At 66.5% G+C, this 18,769-nt stretch carries 16 protein-coding genes; 5 read left to right on the top strand and 11 right to left on the bottom strand.

All coding sequences use genetic code 11. The features are described 5' to 3' along the window. The first annotated feature begins 53 nt into the window (after positions 1–53). The 4 genes from glgC to glgX all read left to right on the top strand — a co-directional run bounded on the left by glgC (position 54) and on the right by glgX (position 6,349). A complete protein-coding gene (gene glgC / locus OXQ33_RS12785; protein WP_267435080.1) occupies positions 54–1,316 on the top strand; it encodes a glucose-1-phosphate adenylyltransferase in 1,263 nt (420 codons plus the stop codon). A gap of 8 nt (positions 1,317–1,324) precedes the next feature. Continuing rightward, the gene (gene glgA / locus OXQ33_RS12780) at positions 1,325–2,776 is read left to right on the top strand and encodes a glycogen synthase GlgA (RefSeq protein ID WP_267435079.1); all 1,452 of its coding nucleotides are present in this window, start codon (positions 1,325–1,327) and stop codon (positions 2,774–2,776) included. Next, positions 2,773–4,401, top strand: coding sequence for an alpha-D-glucose phosphate-specific phosphoglucomutase (locus OXQ33_RS12775; protein ID WP_267435078.1), 1,629 nt, complete (start codon positions 2,773–2,775; stop codon positions 4,399–4,401). Before glgA ends, OXQ33_RS12775 begins: the two co-directional genes overlap by 4 nt. A 145-nt stretch (positions 4,402–4,546) precedes the next feature. Then, positions 4,547–6,349, top strand: a complete 1,803-nt coding sequence (gene glgX / locus OXQ33_RS12770; RefSeq protein ID WP_267435077.1) for a glycogen debranching protein GlgX — start codon at positions 4,547–4,549, stop codon at positions 6,347–6,349. 40 nt (positions 6,350–6,389) lie between these two features. Here the strand turns inward: glgX and cyoD are convergent, their stop codons facing one another. The 5 genes from cyoD to OXQ33_RS12745 all read right to left on the bottom strand — a co-directional run bounded on the left by cyoD (position 6,390) and on the right by OXQ33_RS12745 (position 10,780). Next, positions 6,390–6,773, bottom strand: a complete 384-nt coding sequence (gene cyoD / locus OXQ33_RS12765; RefSeq protein ID WP_267435076.1) for a cytochrome o ubiquinol oxidase subunit IV — start codon at positions 6,771–6,773, stop codon at positions 6,390–6,392. Continuing rightward, positions 6,770–7,405, bottom strand: a complete 636-nt coding sequence (locus tag OXQ33_RS12760; protein WP_267435075.1) for a cytochrome (ubi)quinol oxidase subunit III — start codon at positions 7,403–7,405, stop codon at positions 6,770–6,772. The genes cyoD and OXQ33_RS12760 overlap by 4 nt, the downstream gene beginning before the upstream one ends. Further along, a complete protein-coding gene (gene cyoB / locus OXQ33_RS12755) occupies positions 7,402–9,414 on the bottom strand; it encodes a cytochrome o ubiquinol oxidase subunit I (RefSeq protein WP_267435074.1) in 2,013 nt (670 codons plus the stop codon). The genes OXQ33_RS12760 and cyoB overlap by 4 nt, the downstream gene beginning before the upstream one ends. Then, the gene (cyoA, locus tag OXQ33_RS12750) at positions 9,411–10,238 is read right to left on the bottom strand and encodes a ubiquinol oxidase subunit II (RefSeq protein ID WP_267435073.1); all 828 of its coding nucleotides are present in this window, start codon (positions 10,236–10,238) and stop codon (positions 9,411–9,413) included. Before cyoA ends, cyoB begins: the two co-directional genes overlap by 4 nt. Before the next feature lie 98 nt (positions 10,239–10,336). Further along, complete coding sequence (locus tag OXQ33_RS12745; protein ID WP_267435072.1) at positions 10,337–10,780, bottom strand: hypothetical protein; 444 nt, start codon at positions 10,778–10,780, stop codon at positions 10,337–10,339. A gap of 94 nt (positions 10,781–10,874) precedes the next feature. On the opposite strand from OXQ33_RS12745, the gene OXQ33_RS12740 reads away from it, so the two are divergent. Continuing rightward, a complete protein-coding gene (locus OXQ33_RS12740) occupies positions 10,875–11,708 on the top strand; it encodes a CoA ester lyase (protein ID WP_267435107.1) in 834 nt (277 codons plus the stop codon). Between the two features lie 99 nt (positions 11,709–11,807). Here OXQ33_RS12740 and OXQ33_RS12735 read toward each other — a convergent pair whose 3' ends face one another. The 6 genes from OXQ33_RS12735 to mce form a co-directional block, all read right to left on the bottom strand. Then, on the bottom strand, positions 11,808–13,805 hold the full coding sequence (locus OXQ33_RS12735; protein WP_267435071.1) for an acetyl/propionyl/methylcrotonyl-CoA carboxylase subunit alpha: 1,998 nt from the start codon (positions 13,803–13,805) through the stop codon (positions 11,808–11,810). 57 nt (positions 13,806–13,862) lie between these two features. Then, on the bottom strand, positions 13,863–14,102 hold the full coding sequence (locus tag OXQ33_RS12730) for a hypothetical protein (protein WP_267435070.1): 240 nt from the start codon (positions 14,100–14,102) through the stop codon (positions 13,863–13,865). After that, complete coding sequence (gene bioB / locus OXQ33_RS12725) at positions 14,102–15,124, bottom strand: biotin synthase BioB (protein WP_267435069.1); 1,023 nt, start codon at positions 15,122–15,124, stop codon at positions 14,102–14,104. The genes OXQ33_RS12730 and bioB overlap by 1 nt, the downstream gene beginning before the upstream one ends. Positions 15,125–15,138: 14 nt before the next feature. Beyond that, entirely contained in the window at positions 15,139–17,403 is a 2,265-nt protein-coding gene (gene scpA / locus OXQ33_RS12720) for a methylmalonyl-CoA mutase (protein ID WP_267435068.1), read from the bottom strand. Positions 17,404–17,475: 72 nt separating this feature from the next. After that, positions 17,476–18,234, bottom strand: coding sequence for an enoyl-CoA hydratase-related protein (locus OXQ33_RS12715; RefSeq protein ID WP_267435067.1), 759 nt, complete (start codon positions 18,232–18,234; stop codon positions 17,476–17,478). 8 nt (positions 18,235–18,242) lie between these two features. After that, entirely contained in the window at positions 18,243–18,662 is a 420-nt protein-coding gene (gene mce, locus OXQ33_RS12710; protein WP_267435066.1) for a methylmalonyl-CoA epimerase, read from the bottom strand. Positions 18,663–18,769: the final 107 nt, after the last annotated feature.

Genomic DNA, 18,769 nt, shown 5'->3' with positions numbered 1-18,769 from the left:
TACCAACGCGTCAACAAGCGTTGCGATACTAACACACGGACAGGAGACGGACGATGGACCTGAGGCGCGGACAACCGCTGGCGCGCGATGCCATGGCCTATGTGCTGGCGGGCGGCCGTGGCAGTCGCCTGATGGAGATGACCGACACCCGCGCCAAGCCCGCCGTCTATTTCGGCGGCAAGGCGCGGATCATCGACTTCGCCTTGTCCAACGCGATCAACTCCGGCATCCGCCGCATCGGCGTGGCGACCCAGTACAAGGCGCACTCGCTGATCCGCCACCTGCAGCGCGGCTGGAACTTCCTGCGCGACGAACGCAACGAAAGCTTCGACATCCTGCCCGCCAGCCAGCGGATCAGCGAATTCCAATGGTATGAGGGCACCGCCGACGCCGTCTTTCAGAATATCGACATCATCGAGAGCTATGCGCCCGAATTCATGGTCATCCTGGCGGGGGACCATGTCTACAAGATGGACTATGAACTGATGCTCCAGCAGCATTGCGACAGCGGCGCCGACGTCACCGTCGCCTGTCTGGAGGTCACCCGCGCCGAGGCCAGCGCGTTCGGCGTGATGCATGTCGATGAGACCGACCGCATCGTTGATTTCGTCGAGAAGCCCGCCGATCCGCCCTCCATCCCCGGCAATCCGGACGTGGCACTGGCGTCGCTGGGCATCTATGTCTTCCGCACGTCCTTCCTGTTCGAGCAGCTGCGCCGCGATGCCGAGACGCCGGGCTCCTCCCGCGACTTCGGCAAGGACATCATCCCCTATCTGGTTCAGCACGGCAAAGCCCAGGCGCACCGCTTCTCCGCCTCCTGCGTCCGCTCGCATGACGAGCCCGGCGCCTATTGGCGCGATGTCGGCACGGTCGATGCCTATTGGGAGGCGAGCCTCGACCTGACCGACGTGGTGCCGCAGCTCGACCTGTACGACCGCAGTTGGCCGCTCTGGACCTATGCCGAGATCACGCCCCCGGCCAAGTTCGTCCATGACGTGGACGGGCGGCGCGGATCGGCGGTGGCCAGCCTGGTCGCGGGCGACTGCATCGTCTCCGGCTCCTCCATCCACCGCTCGCTGCTGTCGACGGGGGTCCGCACCCATAGCTTCGCGATGCTGGACGAGGCGGTGGTCCTGCCCTTCTGCCAGATCGGACGCGGCGCGCGGTTGCGGCGCGTGATCCTGGATCGCGGCGTGAAGATTCCCGACGGGCTGGTGGTCGGCGACGATCCCGTGCTCGACGGCCATCGTTTCCGGCGCACCGACAAGGGCATCTGCCTGATCACCCAGCCGATGATCGATCGCCTGGCCCACTGAAAGACACCATGACCCTCTCCGTCCTGTCCGTCGCTTCCGAAGCCTTCCCGCTCATCAAGACCGGGGGGCTGGCCGATGTCGTGGGTGCGCTGCCCGAAGCGCTGGCCCCGCACGATATCGCCGTCACCACGCTGATCCCGGGTTTCCCGAAGGTGATGCGGGCGATCGGCGACGCTCCGCGTGTCCACCACTTTCCGCACATCATCGGCACCGAGGCGTGGCTGCGCGAGGCGATGATCGGGACGCACCGGTTGCTGGTGATCGACGCGCCGCAGCTATGGGAACGCGACGGGCTTCCCTATGTCGATACCGCCGGCAACGACTGGCCCGACAATTGGCGGCGCTTCGCGGTGCTGGCGCGCGCCGGGGCCGACCTCGCCTCCGGCGCGGTGCCGGGTTATGAGTTCGACCTGCTCCACGCGCATGACTGGCAGGCGGCGCTCGCCCCCGCCTTTCTCCATTATGCGCCCGGCCCCGGCAAGGTCGCCAAGAGCATCGTCACCATCCACAATATCGCCTTCCAGGGATCGTTCGCGGCGCATCATTTCCCCGATCTCGGCCTGCCCCCCGAGGCATGGTCGGTGGACGGTGTCGAATATTATGGCCAGATCGGCTATCTGAAGGCGGGCCTGCGCACCGCCGACGCGATCACCACGGTCAGCCCCACTTACGCCGAGGAAATCCACCGCCCCCAATATGGCATGGGCCTGGAAGGGCTGATCGCCGCCCGCGCCGAGTGCGTCAGCGGTATCGTCAACGGCATCGACCCCGCCATCTGGAGCCCCAAGGCCGATGCCGCCCTGCCCGCCGCCTTCACCGTCGACACGCTGGACGATCGCCTCGCCAACAAGCGCGCGGTGGAAAAGGCGTTTGGGCTGGACGAGGACGACAGCCCGATCTTCACCGTCATCAGCCGCCTGACCTGGCAAAAGGGCATGGACGTGCTGGTCGAGGTGGTGGACGATCTCGTGGCCTTGGGCGGGCGGCTGGTGGTGCTGGGCACGGGCGATCCGGCGCTGGAGATCGCCTTCGCCACCGCCGCCCTTCGCCATCCGGGGCGCGTGGCGGTGCGGATCGGTTATGACGAGCCGGTTTCGCATCTGCTTCAGGGCGGATGCGACGCGATCCTGATCCCCTCGCGGTTCGAGCCGTGCGGGCTGACCCAGCTTTACGGCCTGGCCTATGGCTGCGTGCCCGTGGTCGCGCGGACCGGTGGGCTGGCCGACACGATCATCGACGCCAACGAGGCCGCACTCGCCACGGGCGTGGCGACCGGGTTGCAGTTCGACAATGTCACCACCGACAATATTATCGCCGTGCTGCGTCGCACAATGAGACTATATGGCGATGCAGACCAATGGCGGACCATGCAGATCAATGGCATGAACGCCGACTATAGCTGGCACCATAGCGGCCGCCACTATGCCGAACTCTACCGATCCGTTCTGGGGGACACATGATCAAGACGGTCGAAACGCAGCCCTATCTGGACCAGAAGCCGGGCACCTCCGGCCTGCGCAAGAAGGTCCGGGTCTTTCAGCAGCCCAATTATGCCGAGAATTTCATCCAGTCGGTGTTCGACGCGCTGGGCGACGAGAAGACCGGCGAAACGTTGGTCATCGGCGGCGATGGCCGCTTCCTGAACCGCGAGGTGATCCAGGTCGCGATCCGCATGGCGGCGGCGAACGGCTTTGCCCGCGTCGTGGTCGGCCAGGGCGGCATCCTGTCGACCCCGGCGGCCAGCAACGTGATCCGCCAGCGGGGGGCGCTGGGCGGCCTGGTCCTGTCGGCCAGCCACAATCCGGGCGGGCCCGATGAGGATTTCGGCATCAAGTACAACATCTCCAATGGCGGCCCCGCGCCGGAGAAAGTGACCGACGCCATCCATGCCAACACCAAGTCGATCAGCCGCTGGCTGACCATCGAGGCCGAGGACATCGACCTCGACACGCTGGGCGGCATTACGGTCGGCAACGGCATGATCGTCGAGGTGATCGACTCCGTCGCCGACTATGCCACGCTGATGGAGAGCCTGTTCGACTTCGCCGCCATCCGACGTGCGGTCGAGGGTGGCTTCACCATGTCATTCGACGCGATGAGCGCCGTCACCGGCCCTTACGCGACCGAGATCCTGGAGAACCGGCTGGGCTTCGCGCCGGGCACCGTGAAGAACGGCACCCCGCTCCCCGATTTCGGCGGGCATCATCCCGACCCCAATCTGGTCCATGCCAAGGACCTGTACGACCGGATGATGGCCCCGGACGCACCCGATTTCGGCGCGGCCTCGGACGGGGACGGCGACCGCAACCTGATCATCGGGCGCGGGCGCTTCATCACGCCGTCGGACAGCCTGGCGATGCTGGCGGCCAATGCGCATCTCGCGCCCGCTTATGCAGGTGGCCTGAAGGGCATCGCCCGTTCCATGCCGACCAGCGCCGCCGCCGACCGGGTCGCCGAGAAGCTGGGCATTCCCGCTTACGAAACGCCTACGGGGTGGAAGTTCTTCGGCAATTTGCTCGATGCGGGGATGGCGACGATCTGCGGCGAAGAGAGCGCGGGCACCGGATCGGACCATGTGCGCGAGAAGGATGGGTTGTGGGCGGTGCTGCTCTGGCTCAACATCCTCGCCGCCTCGGGCAAGTCGGTCGATCAGATCGCGCGCGACCACTGGGCGACCTATGGCCGCAATTATTATGCGCGCCACGATTATGAGGGCGTCGAGAGCGAGCGGGCCGACGCGTTGATGGCGGACCTGCGCGGCAAGCTCGCGACCCTGCCGGGCGAGAGCTTTGCAGGGCTGACGGTCGAGACGGCGGACGACTTCGCCTATACCGACCCGACCGATCAGTCGGTCAGCCGCAACCAGGGCATCCGTGTGCTGTTCGTGGGCGGCAGCCGGGTGGTGTTCCGCCTGTCGGGCACCGGCACCAGCGGCGCGACCCTGCGCGTCTATCTGGAGCGTTACTCGGCCGACGAGTTGGACCGCGAGACGCCCGAGATGCTCGCCGACATCATCGCGGCGGCGGACGAAATTGCGGGCATCACCCAGCATACCGGGCGCACCGAACCCGATGTGGTGACGTAACCCACGGAAATTCCTCCCCTGCAAGGGGAGGGGGACCGCGGCGAAGCCGTGGTGGGGGGGTGTCCCCGCTGGCCGTGACACCCCTCCGTCATCGCTCACGCGATGCCACCTCCCCTTCCAGGGGAGGAATTGCGATGCTGGGGCCATGACGAATCAGCCTCCCCCGTCCCGCGGCGCCGCACCCGTCTCCGGTGGCACCCGTTTTGCCGTGCGCTCGACTGCCGAGCGGGTGGAATTGTGCCTGTTCGACAGCGCAGACGAACACCGCATAACCATGACCCGCGACGGCGATGTGTGGAGCGCCATTGTCCCCGGCAGCGGCCATCTCTACGGCTATCGCGCACACGGCGGATACGACCCTGCCCGCAACCTGTGGTTCGACCCCGCCAAGCTGCTGGTCGACCCTTATGCGCTGGAGCTCGACCGCCCCTTCGTCCAGTCCCCCCGCCTTGGCATTTACGGCGAGGACACCGCCGATATCGTTCCGCGAGCGCGTGCCGTCGCGCCGCTGACCGCCACCCCCGCCCCGCCGCTCTTCCGCCCAGGCGGGTTGATCTACGAGCTCAATGTGCACGGCTTTACCATGCGCCATCCCGCCATTCCCCCCGAACAGCGCGGGACGCTGGCCGCGCTCGCCCATCCGGCGATCGTCGCGCATCTGCAAAAGCTGGGCGTCGGCGCGGTCGAGTTGATGCCGATCACCGCCGCGATCGACGAGCGCCATCTGCCACCACTGGGTTTGCGAAACGCCTGGGGCTATAACCCGGTCGTGCCGATGGCACTCTGCCCGGAGCGGGTGCCGGGCGGCGTCGCCGAGCTGGTCGCCACCGTCGCGGCGCTGCGCGAGGCGGGGATCGGCGTCATCCTGGACCTGGTCTTCAACCATATGGGCGAGAGCGACGTGCAGGGCGGCACCCTGTCCTTTCGGGGGCTCGACCCGGACGGCTATGCGCGGACGAACGATGGTACGCTCATCAACGATGCGGGCACGGGCAACACCGTCGACGCCAGCCGCCCGGCTGTGCGCGCGATGATCCTGGACAGCTTGCGCCACTTCGCGCGGGCGGGCGTGGATGGTTTTCGTTTCGATCTGGCGCCGGTGCTCGCGCGCGGGCCGGGCTTCGACCGCCAAGCGCCCATCTTCGCCGAGATCGCCGCCGATCCGATCCTGTCGAGCCGGGTCATGATCGCCGAGCCTTGGGACATCGGCCCCGGCGGTTATCAACTGGGGCAATTTCCCGACCATTGGCTGGAGTGGAACGACCGCTATCGCGATCAGGTCCGCCGCTTCTGGCGCGGCGACGGGCGGGCGGGCGATCTGGCGACGCGGATCGCGGGCTCGGCGGATGTGTTCGCCAGCGCCACCAGCCGCTCGGTCAATTTCGTCGCAGCTCATGACGGCTTCACTCTGGCGGACATGGTCGCCTATGCCGGGCGGCACAACCATGCCAATGGCGAGGACAATCGCGACGGACATGGCGACGAGGTGTCGTGGAACCATGGGCAGGAAGGGCCGACGGACGATGCCGCGATCCTGACGGCCCGCAACGCGTCGGTCCGCGCGATGCTCGCCACGCTATTCCTGTCGCGCGGCACTCCGATGCTGACCGCAGGCGACGAGTTCGGCCGCAGCCAGCGGGGCAACAACAATGGCTATGCACAGGACAACGACACGACCTGGCTCGACTGGAAAAACAGGGACGAAGCGCTGGAGGATTTCGTCGCCTGGCTCGGCCGATTCCGCCGGGATACGCCCATCGACTGGACGGAGTGGCTCGCCGATGCCGAGTGGCGCACTGTGTCCGGCGATCCGATGACGCCGGGTGATTGGAACGGCGACGGCTTCGCGCTGCACTTGTCGCTCGGCGACGAGAGCCTGATCCTCCGCTTCGACCGGAAGCGCGGCGTTTCCGCCATCCGAGGCGACGCCATACAAAGCGGGATATGAACGCTCCCCTCCCCTTCAGGGGAGGGGCTTAAAGTCATGGCTACGGCGTCGCCATCGGCCCCATCAGATTATGGTTCAGATGCCCCATGATCCAGATCGACCCCAGCAGCACCAGCGCCACGATCAGCACCCCGAACAACAGCGCCAGCACATTGTTGCTATTGTCCGGCCCGGTCGTGATGTGCAGGAAGAACACCAGATGCACCCCCATCTGCCCGATGGCCAGCGCCACCAAAGCGGCGGGCACGGCGGGCCCCCAGACGATGTCGAACTGAACCAGCGCGAAGGACGCCGCCGTCAGGATCGCCGCCGCGATCAGGCCGACGACATAGCTGCGTACGCCGCCGACGATCGAGTCCTTCTCGGTCTGTTCGCCCGGCGCGGTTTCGTCGCGGGCCATTTCCTCGTCGGGGCGCTCGCTCATCCACGCACTCCCATCAGATAGACCATGGTGAACAGCGCCACCCAGATGATGTCGAGCGCGTGCCAGAACAGGCTGAAGCACAGGATGCGGCGCAGGATATCCTCGCGAAATCCCTTGGCCCAGGCCTGCGCCATCATCGTCGTCAGCCAGAGCAGCCCCAGCGTGACGTGCAGCCCATGACACCCGACCAGCGCGAAGAAGGCCGACAGGAACGCACTCCGCCCCGGCCCCGCCCCTTCGCCGATCAGGTGAAGGAACTCATAGGTCTCCAGCGCCAGGAATCCCGCGCCCAGCAAGCCGGTCGCCGCCATCGCGATCTGGAACCAGCGCATGTCGCGCGCCAGCGTCGCGATCCCCGCCAGACCGCAGGCGAAGCTGGATAGGAGCAGCAGCACCGTCTCCGTCTCGACCAGCTTCAGCTCGAACAGATCCTTGCCCGAAGGCCCGCCGGCCGTCGCATCCTTCAACACCGCGTAACCGGCGAAGAAACAGGCGAACAGGATGAAGTCCGACAGCAGGAAGATCCAGAAGCCATAGGACACCACGATCCGCTTGGGCGCGGGGCCGTCCGGATTGGGCTCGGCGGCGCGGCCCAGCTTGTTGGGATCGTGCGTCTGCGCGGCCTGGCTCATGACAGCGCCTCTTCGGGCAGGTCGAGCAGGGTAGCCTTGCTCCGCCTGCGCGCCTGGTCCAGCCGCTCGACCTCGTCGACCGGGATCTCATACTCGGCTTTGTCGCGCCAGGCGAAGACCACGAACGTCCCCCAGGCGCCGAAAAAGCCCAGGATCACCAGCCACCAGATATGCCAGATCAGCGCAAAGCCCATCACGGTCGCGAAAAAGGCGCTGACCACCCCGGTCGGCGAGTTGCGCGGCATCTCGATGGGTTCGTAATCGGGGCGGTCGGACAAAGCGCGATTCTCCCGCGCCTTCGCCTTGATGCCCCAATAGGCCTCCTCGCCCTTCACATCGGGCAGCACCGCGAAGTTGAAGGCGGGCGGCGGCGAGGTGGTGATCCACTCCAGCGTCCGCCCGTCCCAGGGATCGCCGCTTTCGTCGATCCGGTCCTTGCGCGTCTTGATGGAGACATAGAGCATCATCACCTGACATGTGATGCCGGCCAGGATCAGCAACGCCCCGACGCCCGCGACCAGCAACCAGGGATGCCAGCCGGGCACGTCATAATGCTGCATCCGCCGCGTCATGCCCATCAGACCCAGCACATAGAGCGGCATGAAGGCGACATAAAAGCCACTGATCCACAGCCAGAAGGCGCGCTTCCCCCAGGTCTCGTCCAGGGTGAAGCCGAACATCTTGGGAAACCAGAAGGTGAAGCCCGCAAAGGCCCCGAACAGCACCCCGCCGATGATGACGTTATGGAAATGCGCGACCAGGAACAGCGAGTTGTGCAGCACGAAATCGGCGGGCGGCACCGCCAGCATCACGCCGGTCATGCCGCCGATCACGAAGGTCACGATGAACCCGATCGACCACAGCATCATCGACGTATAGCGGATGCGCCCGCCATATAGGGTGAACAGCCAGTTGAAGACCTTCACCCCCGTCGGCACCGCGATAATCATCGTGGTGATGCCGAAAAAGCCGTTCACATCCGCCCCGGCTCCCATGGTGAAGAAATGGTGCAGCCAGACCATGAAGGACAGGATGCAGATCACCATGGTCGCAATGACCATCGACCGATAACCGAACAGGGGCTTGGACGAGAAGGTCGAGATGATCTCGGAAAAGATGCCGAAGGCGGGCAGGATCAGGATATAGACTTCCGGGTGACCCCAGGCCCAGATGAGGTTGACAAACATCATCTGGTTGCCGCCCGCCTCGGGCGTGAAGAAGTGAAAGCCCAGATAACGGTCGAGGATCAGCATCCCCAGAACGGCGGTCAGCACCGGAAAGGCCGCGACGATCAGCAGGTTGGACGCCAGCGACGTCCAGGTGAACATCGGCATCCGACTATAGCCCATGCCGGGCGCGCGCATCTTCAGGATGGTGGTGACGAGGTTCACGCCCGACAGCAGCGTCCCCATTCCCGATATCTGGAGGGCCCAGAGATAATAATCGACGCCGACACCGGGCGAGAAGCGCAACTCCGACAGCGGCGGATAGACCAGCCAGCCGGTCTTGGCGAACTCGCCGATGACCAGGCTGATATTGATCAGCAGCGCGCCGCTGCACGTCAGCCAGAAGCTGACCGAATTGAGCGTCGGAAAGGCCACATCGCGCACGCCCAGTTGCAGGGGCACGACGAAGTTCATGAGGCCGATCATGAACGGCATCGCCACGAAAAAGATCATGATCGTGCCATGCGCCGAGAAGATCTGGTCGTAATGATCCGGCGGCAGATAGCCGTCGCTGTTATAGGCCAGCGCCTGTTGCGAGCGCATCAGCAGCGCGTCGGAAAAGCCGCGCAACAGCATCACGCCCGCCAGCAGGCAGTACATCACCCCGATCCGCTTGTGATCGACGCTGGTGATCCACTCGCTCCACAAGTAGGGCAGATGTCCGCGCCGCCAGACCCAGACGAAAACGCCCAGCAACACCACGCCGATGATGGCCGCCGTCACCAGCGGCAGCGGTTCGTGGAACGGGATCGAGTCCCAGCCGAGCTTGCCGGTGAAACTCATTGCTCGCGCCCGTCCTTGGCCTGCTCGCCCTCGGGCGCGCCGTTCTTCATCACGATCCGGTCGTAGAGGCCGGGCTGGAGCCGGGGGTAGCTGGCGGGGCGGACATTGCGGCTGGGCCGCGCCATGGCGACGAACTCGGCCCAGTCGAGCGTCTTGCCCTGCCCTGCCCTAGCGGTCGCGACGAAGCGGTCGAAGCTCACTTGCGGCACCGCATCGACGAAGAAGTCCATATCGGCAAAGCCCTCCCCGCTATAATGCGCCGACAGCCCGCGATAGCGCCCGGCCTGGTCCGCACGCAGGTGCAGCGTAGAGTCCATCCCCGACATGGCGTAGATCTGGCTGCCCAGTTGCGGCACGAAGAAGCTGTTCATCACGCCCGCCGAGGTGATGCGGAACTTCACCGGCGTACCGACCGGCACGACCAGCCGGTTGATCGTCGCCATCCCCTGTTCGGGATAGAGGAACAGCCATTTCCAGTCGGTCGCGACGACCTCGACCGTCATCGTCCTTGCCTGGGAGGCGATGGGCTTGGGCGGGTCGAGATCATGGCTACCGATCCAGGCGATGCCGCCCAGGAACATGATGGCGAGCGCGGGTACCGACCAGACCAGCAGCTCCAGCCGCCCTGAATAGGCCCATTCGGGAAGGTGTTTCGCGCGGGTGTTGCCTGCCCGGAACCACCAGCCAAAGGCGAAGGTCAGCAGGATCACAGGCGCTACAATGGCCAGCATCACCGCCAGCGCATTGAAGAAGATGCTGCGTTCGCCCGCCGCGATGGGGCCTGCGGGGTTCAGGATACCGGGCTCGCAGGCCGCCAGGGCCATGCACAGCCCAACCCCCGCGAAACGCGCGAAATTTCGAGCTAGGCGCGGATCACGAGGCATTCCAGCGGTGAACGGCGCGACACCGCTTTCGTTCCGCCTCAGGCGGCGAAGCGTTGCCCCTCGCTATCGCCGGAATCATTGGCCGGACGCTGGGCACGACGCGCCCGCACCGTTCGCCGGGAGGATCGCCGGGCGACGAAGCCCCGCACCACCGGCCAGCGCGACAGCATCGTGGAGGAGAATATCGCCGCCATGCCCAGTTCGACTATCCCGCCCCATTCGATCGCCGACGCCATCATGACGAGGTCGCCCATCGACCCGCCCGCCATGGCGAGCATCCGAATCTCGTCCATCTCGAACCAGATGGCCAGGCCGATCAGGGCCACGCCCAGGATCATGACGCCCCATTGCACCGGGGCGACCCGGTGCAATCGCCGCGCGGGCGCATCGACCAGCATCCGTGCCAACCAGCGGCTGACAGGCAGGGTCGGCCAGAGGCGAAGCACTATCGTCAGCCCCAGCAGCAGCACCGTCGCAGTCATCTCGATCCTCCCCCTCACTCCCTCCACTATGGGAAAGCGGACGCGAATTACCAGAGGCGTGACGCGGGCGGTCAGCGCCGACTATGATGCGGCCATGACCCTGCGCAGCGCCCTGTTCCTCCCTGCCTCCAACCCCCGCGCCATCGCCAAGGCGCGGACGCTCGATAGCGATGCGGTGATCCTCGACCTGGAGGATGCGGTCGCGCCTGACGCCAAGGACGGCGCGCGCGACGCGGCGGTGACGGCGGTACGCGAAGGCGGCTTCGGCAAGCGGCGGCTGGTTGTGCGGACCAACGGCCTCGATACGGAATGGGCCGCCGACGACCTTGCGGCGCTGGCATCCGCGCAACCCGCGGCGGTGCTGATCCCCAAGGTCGACGATGTCGCGACGCTGAAGGCCGCGCGCGCCAAGCTGGGGCCAGGCGTACCGCTCTGGGCGATGATCGAGACCTGTCGCGGCATCCTGTCCCTGCCCGCCATCGCCGAGACGGCGCGCGAGGTCGGGCTGAGCGCTCTGGTCGCGGGCACCAACGACCTCGCCAAGGACATGCGCCTGCCCGCCCCGCCCTCGGCCGAAGCGCTGTTGCCGCTGCGCGTCCAAATCGTCGTGGCCGCCCGCGCGGCGGGCATGATCGCGCTCGACGGCGTATGCAACGCACTCGACGCGCCCGATCGGCTGGCGGCGGAATGCGCCGACGGGCGGCGGCTGGGGTTCGACGGCAAGACGCTGATCCACCCCAACCAGATCGCGGCGGCGAACCGGGGCTTCGGCCCGCGCGAAGAGGAAATCGCCTGGGCGGAGCGCGTGGTCGCGGCCTTCGCGGACCCGGCCCGAGCGGCGCTGGGCGCGATCCGGCTGGACGGTCAGATGGTGGAGCGTCTCCATCTGGCGGAGGCGGAGCGGATATTGGCGCTGAGGCAATCCTGACTACCCTCACCCTTCCCACCCGCTATCGCGGGCGGGCCCCTTCCCTCTCCCGCTGGGAGAGGGAGGGAGGCGCGAAGCGCCGGAAGGGTGAGGGCCGCCTTACTCCAGCTCCAGGATCACCGCATCCACCGCCAGGCTGTCGCCGGTTTTGGCGGCGATCGCCTTGACCGTGCCGGACTCGGCGGCACGCAGGATGTTTTCCATCTTCATTGCCTCGACGACGGCCAGCGGCTGGCCCGCCTCCACCGTATCGCCCTCGGCCACGTCGAGGCGGACGAGCAGGCCCGGCATCGGCGCGATCAGGAATTTGGAGAGGTCGGGCGGGACCTTCTCGATCAGGTGCCGCGCGTAAGGCGCGGCGCGGGCGGGGAGGACGCGGGTGATGTGGCTGGCACCTCTGGTGGTCAGGCGGAAGCCGGTACGGGTCTTCGCGATACGCACCGACAGGGTCTCGCCCGCTTCATCTTCGACGGCGATCATCCGGTCGCCCGGCGTATAGGCGATGGCGAGGTCGAGTTCTGCACCATCGACGCTGATGCCATCGGTGGAGACGTGGACCTGATGGTCGGCCCCACCGATCCGCACCGTCCAGTCGGCGGGCGGCTCCAGCCGGTGGCCGAGTTGGCCGTCGATCCGCCGCGCGCGGTCGGCCTCGGCGGTGGCGGCGAAGGCCGCGACGGCGGCAAGGGTGCGGATCAGCACCTCGCTCGCGGGGGCGCCGTGGAAACCGTCGGGATATTCCTCGGCGATGAAGCCGGTCGACAGCGTGCCCGACCGGAAGCGGGGATGCTGCATAAGGGCGGAAAGGAAGTCGATATTCGTCCCCGGCCCGACAATCTCGAAGGCGTCGAGCGCGGCGATCTGGGCGTCGATCGCGGCTTCGCGGGTCGGGGCCCAGGTGACGAGCTTGGCGATCATCGGGTCGTAGAACATGCTGACCTCGCCACCTTCGGCCACGCCATCATCGACGCGCACCCGCAGGGCTTCGTCATGCTCCTCGGCGGGCGGGTTGTAGCGGACCAGCCGCCCGGTCGAGGGCAGGAAGCCGCGATACGGGTCTTCGGCATAGACCCGGTTCTCGACCGCCCAGCCGGTGATGGTCACGTCGTCCTGGGTGAAAGCCAGCGGCTCCCCTGCGGCGACGCGGATCATCTGCTCGACCAGATCGAGGCCGGTAATCTCTTCGGTCACGGGATGCTCGACCTGGAGACGCGTGTTCATCTCGAGGAAGTAGAAACTCTGGCCGGTCGTATCCGCGCCCGAGACGATCAGCTCGACAGTCCCGGCGGTATAATAACCGACCGCGCGGGCCAGCGCGACCGCCTGTTCGCCCATGGCGCGGCGCATTGCGGGGGTGACGAAGGGCGACGGGGCTTCCTCGACCACCTTCTGGTGGCGACGCTGGACCGAGCATTCGCGCTCGCCGAGATAGACGATGTTGCCATGTTGATCGCCCAGCACCTGGATCTCGATATGGCGGGGGAATTCGATGAACTTCTCGATGAAGACGCGGTCGTCCCCGAAGCTCGCCAGCCCCTCGCGCTTGGTCGCCTCGAAGCCTTCGCGCACATCCGCTTCGCTCCAGGCGAGCCGCATCCCCTTGCCGCCGCCGCCCGCGCTGGCCTTCATCATGACGGGAAAGCCGATCTCGCTGGCGATGCGCACCGCTTCGTCAGTGTCGGCGATCTCGCCCAGATAGCCGGGGACGACATTGACGCCCGCCGCCTTGGCCAGCTTCTTGGATTCGATCTTGTCGCCCATCGCGGCGATGGCGTTCGGCGGCGGGCCGATGAACGTGACACCCGCCTCGGCACAGGCGCGGGCGAAACTCTCGCGCTCGGACAGGAAGCCGTAACCGGGATGGATGGCGTCCGCGCCGGTGGCCTTGGCGGCGGCGAGGATCAGTTCGGCCTTGAGATAGCTCTCGGCAGCGGGTGCCGGGCCGAGCCGAACCGACTCATCGGCCAGCCGGACATGCGGCGCGCCCGCATCGGCGTCGGAATAGACCGCGACGGTGGCGATGCCCATCGCACGCGCGGTGCGGATCACACGGCATGCGATTTCCCCGCGATTGGCAATCAGGATTTTCTGGAACACGGGGATACCTCTCCTTTTATGTCGTTGGTCCGTGTCGAATTTGCATATCGGCGATCGTCACTCGCCGGACTTGGCAGCGCTTCTGTTTGCCAGCAGGGCAAGCGTGACAGTGGCCATCAGAAAGACCACCGTCACGACACCATAAAAGAGCATGAACGGAGCACTACACTCCGCCGCCAAGTCGCCAAATTGATGGCATCGCGCCGCTTCTTGGTCGACCAGCGGAAGTATGACCAAGCCATAGCCTGCCCATGCCAGCAGCAAAGCCGTCCCCAGAAGGACACGACGCCGCACCATCACTCCGCCGCGACCCGCATCGGCTCGGCGCCTTCCATCGGCTTCAGGCCCAGCTTGGTGAACAGCGCGGCGTCGGCATCGTCGCCGGCATTGCCCGCGGTCAGCAGCTTGTCGCCGGTGAAGATCGAATTCGCCCCCGCCAGGAAGCACAAGGCCTGGGTCGCCGCCGACATGCTCTCGCGCCCGGCCGACAGGCGGACCATGCTCATCGGCATGGTGATGCGCGCGACCGCGACGGTGCGGACGAACTCGATATCGTCGATCCGCGCCAGCGGCGTGTCGGCGAGCATGTCGCCCAGCACCGTGCCCTTGACCGGCACCAGCGCATTGACCGGCACGCTTTCCGGGTGGCGCGGCAAGGTGGCGAGCGCATGGACGAAGCCGACCCGGTCGCCCCGCGTCTCGCCCATGCCGACGATGCCGCCGCAGCAGACCGAAATCCCCGCGTCACGGACATTGGACAGCGTCTCCAGCCGGTCCTCGAAGCAACGCGTCGTGATGACGTTGGCGTAGTTTTCCGGCGAGGTGTCGATATTGTGGTTGTAATAATCGAGGCCCGCCTCGGCCAGCCGCTGTGCCTGGGGGGCGTTAAGCATCCCCAACGTCATGCAGGTCTCCAGCCCCATGGCCTTCACCCCCTCGACCATGGCGACGACCTTGTCCATGTCGCGCTCCTTGGGCGACCGCCAGGCCGCGCCCATGCAGAAACGCTGCGACCCCGCCGCCTTGGCCTCGGCCGCCGCCGCCAGCACCGCTTGCACGTCCATCAGCTTCTCGGCCTTCACGTCGCTCTCCGCCGAGGCGCTTTGCGAGCAGTAGCCGCAATCCTCGGGGCAGCCGCCGGTCTTGATCGAGCAGAGCGTGCACAGCTGCACCTCGTCCGCCGCATGATGCGCGCGGTGAACCTCGGCGGCGCGGAACAGCAGTTCGGTGAAGGGCAGGTCGAACAGCGCGGCGATCTCGGCGCGGGTCCAGTCGGTGCGCAGGGTCGGCTCGGAGCGGAGCGCGGTGGTCGTCGTCATCACGTCTTGTCCTGTCATTCGCCCGTCTCGGGCGGCATGTTATGTCCCAGCAGCCTCAGCACATCCTCGGCCGCTTTCACAAGATTGGTGCCGGGGCCGAAAATCGCCTGCACCCCGGCATCGTAGAGCGCCTGATAGTCCTGCGCTGGAATAACGCCACCCGCGATGACCTTGATGTCGGCGCGGCCCGCCTCGCGAAGATGGCCGATCAGTTCGGGGATCAGCGTCTTGTGCCCGGCGGCGAGGCTGGAGGCGCCGACGACATCGACATCGCGGGTGAGCGCGATCTGCGCGGCTTCCTCGGGCGTCTGGAAGAGCGGGCCGGGCACCACCTCGAACCCCAGGTCGCCGAACATCGAGGATACGAGGTTCGCCCCCCGGTCATGCCCGTCCTGGCCCATCTTGGCGACGAACAGCCGGGGCTTGCGACCGAGACGGCGTTCGACCGCCTCGACGCCCCGGATGAGGCGGGCCCAGCGTTCGTCCTCGGCGTACGCGCCGCCGTAAACGCCGGAGACAGGGCTCGGCTGCGTACCGTAGCGGCCGAACACATCCTCCAGCGCGGCGGAAATCTCGCCCAAAGTCGCCCGCGCCCGTGCCGCCTCGACAGCCAATGCAAGCAGGTTCGACCCCATTCCTCCCTGAGCTTGCTCGGGGAGGGGGACCGCCGGCGCAGCCGGTGGTGGAGGGGCAGCACCGTCAGCCCCGGCCCCTCCACCATCGCTAGCGCGATGGCCCCCCTCCCCAAGACGAGCTTGGGGAGGATTTTTTGCCGCCTCGCGCAGCGCATCCAGCGCCGCTTGGGCCGCCGCCTCATCCCGCGCCGCCTTCACCGCCGCGATCCGTGCGACCTGACCCGCGCGCACCGCATGATTGTCGATGTCGAGAATCTCGACCGGCGCCTCGTCGGCCAACCGGTATGTGTTCACTCCGACGATCACATCCTCGCCCCGGTCGACCCTGGCGGCGCGTGCAGCGGCGGCTTCCTCGATCATCGCCTTGGGCCAGCCCGCCGCGACCGCCTTGGCCATACCACCCTCGGCCTCGATCCGTTCGATCAATTCCCACGCACCATCGACCAGCGACTGGGTCAGGCTCTCGACATAATAACTCCCGCCCAGGGGATCGACGACGCGTGTCATCCCCGTCTCTTCCTGCAACACGATCTGGGTGTTGCGCGCGATTCGGGCGGAGAAGTCGGTGGGGAGCGCGATCGCCTCGTCCAGCGCATTGGTGTGGAGCGACTGGGTGCCGCCCAGCATCGCGGCCATCGCCTCGACGGTGGTGCGGATGACGTTGTTATACGGATCCTGCTCGGTCAGCGACACGCCCGACGTCTGGCAATGGGTGCGCAGCATCTTGGAGCGCTCGTCCTTCGCGCCCAATTGCGTCATCGCCCGGTGCCACAGCACGCGCGCGGCCCGCAGCTTGGCGACCTCCATGAAGAAGTTCATGCCGATGGCGAAAAAGAAGGACAGTCGCCCGGCGAATTTGTCGATGTCGAGGCCGGACGCCACACCATATTTCACATATTCCATGCCGTCGGCGATGGTGAAGGCCAGTTCCTGGAGCTGCGTCGCCCCGGCCTCTTGCATGTGATAGCCGCTGATAGAGATGCTGTTGAACTTGGGCATCTCGGCGCTGGTATAGGCGAAGATGTCCGAGATGATCCGCATCGAGGGTTCGGGCGGGTAGATATAGGTGTTGCGGACCATGAACTCCTTGAGGATGTCGTTCTGGATGGTCCCTTCCAGCTTCGATCGGTGAACCCCCTGCTCCTCCGCCGCCACGATGAAAAAGGCCAGCACCGGAATCACCGCGCCGTTCATCGTCATCGACACCGACATGGCATCCAGCGGAATGCCGTCGAACAGGATCTTCATATCCTCGACCGTGTCGATCGCGACGCCCGCCTTGCCGACATCGCCGGTCACGCGCGGATGGTCGCTGTCATAGCCCCGGTGGGTGGCGAGATCGAAGGCGACCGACAGCCCCTTCTGCCCCGCCGCCAGATTGCGGCGATAGAAGGCGTTCGATTCCTCGGCGGTCGAGAAGCCCGCATATTGCCGGATCGTCCAGGGCCGCCCCGCATACATGCTTGCCCGAACCCCGCGCGTGAACGGTGCGAAGCCCGGCAGGCCGGGGTCGGTGGTCACATCCGCCGCCGTGTACAGCGGCTTGACCGTGATCCCCTCGGGGGTCTGCCAGTCGAGGTCGCGCCCCTTCACCTCCCTGGCGGCAAGGGCTTCCCATTCAGACAGGTCGGGGCGTTCGGCCATCGGCCACTCCTAATCCACTCTTATTTTATTTCACTAGAGCGAAATCATCATGCGCGCGCAAGGGGCCGCCCCTTACCGCCCCTGGAAACGCGGCGGACGCTTTTCGAAAAAGGCTTGGCCGCCCTCCTCGCCGTCCTGGGTGGCGCGGGCGGAACGCTGATCCTCCGCCTCGCGGGTCAGCGCGGTGGCATAGCCGCTCTCGAATCCGGCATGGAGCGCGCGGCGCATCAGTCCCAATGCCACGCTCGGCCCCGCCGCCAGCCGCTCGGCCAGGGCAAAGGCTTCGGCATCCAGCGCATCATCGGCGACGACCTTGTGGATCATACCCCAGTCGAGCGCCTTGGCAGCCGGAACCCGCTCGCCCAGCATCATCATCTCGGCGGCGCGCGCCCGGCCGATCAGGCGCGGCAGCATCCAGCTCGCCCCGCCATCGGGGACCAGCCCGATATTGACGAAGGCGTGGAGGAAATAGGCAGTTTCGCTCGCGACGCAGAAATCGGCGGCCAGCGCCAGGCTGCACCCGATCCCCGCCGCCGCCCCGCGCACCGCGCTGACCACGGGAATCGGCAGCTCGGCGAGCGCCAGCATCGCGGGATTGTAATGCTCGACCAGCGCGCGGTGCACGGTGTCGGGTCCGACGTCGCCGCCCGAGATATCCGCGCCCGAACAAAAGGCCCGGCCCTCACCCGCGATCAGGAGCGCGCGAGCGTCGGCACGCTCCTCGATCGCCTCGCGGATCGCGTCGAACAGCGAAGGCGGCGCAGCGTTCAGCCGCTCGGGGCGGTTGAGCGTCAGGATCAGGACATCGCCCCGACGGTCTACGCGCAGCATGGCCTCGCTCAATGCCCCTCCCCCGGTGTTTCCATCAGCTCGACCAGCACCCCGCCCATGTCGCGCGGGTGGAGGAAGACGACGGGCGTGCCATGCGCGCCTATGCGCGGCTGGCCCAGCAGCGTCGCGCCCTTGGCCTGGAGTTCGGCGACGGCGGCGGCCATGTCGGCCACCTCGAAGCATAGATGATGCTGCCCGCCCGCCGGGTTTTTCTTCAGGAAATTGGCGATGGGCGAAGTCTCGTCCAGCGGCTGGATCAATTCGATCTGGGTGTTGGGCGCGTCGATGAAGCATACCCGCACACCCTGCGGCGGAAGGTCGAACGGTTCGCCGATTGCGTCGGCACCGAGGAGGTGACGATAGGTTTCGACCGTCTTTTCGATGGAAGGCGTGGCGATGCCGATATGGTTGAGGCGGCCCAGGGTCATGCGGCGCTCCTCGCGCGTGGGTATGTGGGGACAGCGCCACCCCTCCCCCGGCCCCTCCCGCCTGCGGGAGGGGAGAGGCTCTGGGCGACCGGCACGGTCAGGCCGAT

The sequence above is a fragment of the Sphingomonas sp. GM_Shp_1 genome, assembly GCF_026540895.1.
In the GTDB taxonomy this organism is placed as follows: Bacteria; Pseudomonadota; Alphaproteobacteria; order Sphingomonadales; family Sphingomonadaceae; genus Sphingomonas.
The sequence above is the reverse complement of the archived record's forward strand: the minus strand, read 5'-3'. Positions and strand labels throughout refer to the sequence as shown.

Excerpts from the sequence above, each read along its gene's own strand:
- OXQ33_RS12730 (WP_267435070.1), bottom strand. The coding sequence starts at position 14,102 with ATGGTGCGGCGTCGTGTCCTTCTGGGGACGGCTTTGCTGCTGGCATGG.
- glgX (WP_267435077.1), top strand. The coding sequence starts at position 4,547 with ATGACGAATCAGCCTCCCCCGTCCCGCGGCGCCGCACCCGTCTCCGGT.
- cyoA (WP_267435073.1), bottom strand. The coding sequence starts at position 10,238 with ATGGCCCTGGCGGCCTGCGAGCCCGGTATCCTGAACCCCGCAGGCCCC.
- OXQ33_RS12745 (WP_267435072.1), bottom strand. The coding sequence starts at position 10,780 with ATGACTGCGACGGTGCTGCTGCTGGGGCTGACGATAGTGCTTCGCCTC.
- OXQ33_RS12775 (WP_267435078.1), top strand. The coding sequence starts at position 2,773 with ATGATCAAGACGGTCGAAACGCAGCCCTATCTGGACCAGAAGCCGGGC.
- scpA (WP_267435068.1), bottom strand. The coding sequence starts at position 17,403 with ATGGCCGAACGCCCCGACCTGTCTGAATGGGAAGCCCTTGCCGCCAGG.
- bioB (WP_267435069.1), bottom strand. The coding sequence starts at position 15,124 with ATGACGACGACCACCGCGCTCCGCTCCGAGCCGACCCTGCGCACCGAC.
- OXQ33_RS12740 (WP_267435107.1), top strand. The coding sequence starts at position 10,875 with ATGACCCTGCGCAGCGCCCTGTTCCTCCCTGCCTCCAACCCCCGCGCC.
- cyoD (WP_267435076.1), bottom strand. The coding sequence starts at position 6,773 with ATGAGCGAGCGCCCCGACGAGGAAATGGCCCGCGACGAAACCGCGCCG.
- mce (WP_267435066.1), bottom strand. The coding sequence starts at position 18,662 with ATGACCCTGGGCCGCCTCAACCATATCGGCATCGCCACGCCTTCCATC.
- OXQ33_RS12760 (WP_267435075.1), bottom strand. The coding sequence starts at position 7,405 with ATGAGCCAGGCCGCGCAGACGCACGATCCCAACAAGCTGGGCCGCGCC.
- OXQ33_RS12715 (WP_267435067.1), bottom strand. The coding sequence starts at position 18,234 with ATGCTGCGCGTAGACCGTCGGGGCGATGTCCTGATCCTGACGCTCAAC.
- cyoB (WP_267435074.1), bottom strand. The coding sequence starts at position 9,414 with ATGAGTTTCACCGGCAAGCTCGGCTGGGACTCGATCCCGTTCCACGAA.
- glgC (WP_267435080.1), top strand. The coding sequence starts at position 54 with ATGGACCTGAGGCGCGGACAACCGCTGGCGCGCGATGCCATGGCCTAT.
- glgA (WP_267435079.1), top strand. The coding sequence starts at position 1,325 with ATGACCCTCTCCGTCCTGTCCGTCGCTTCCGAAGCCTTCCCGCTCATC.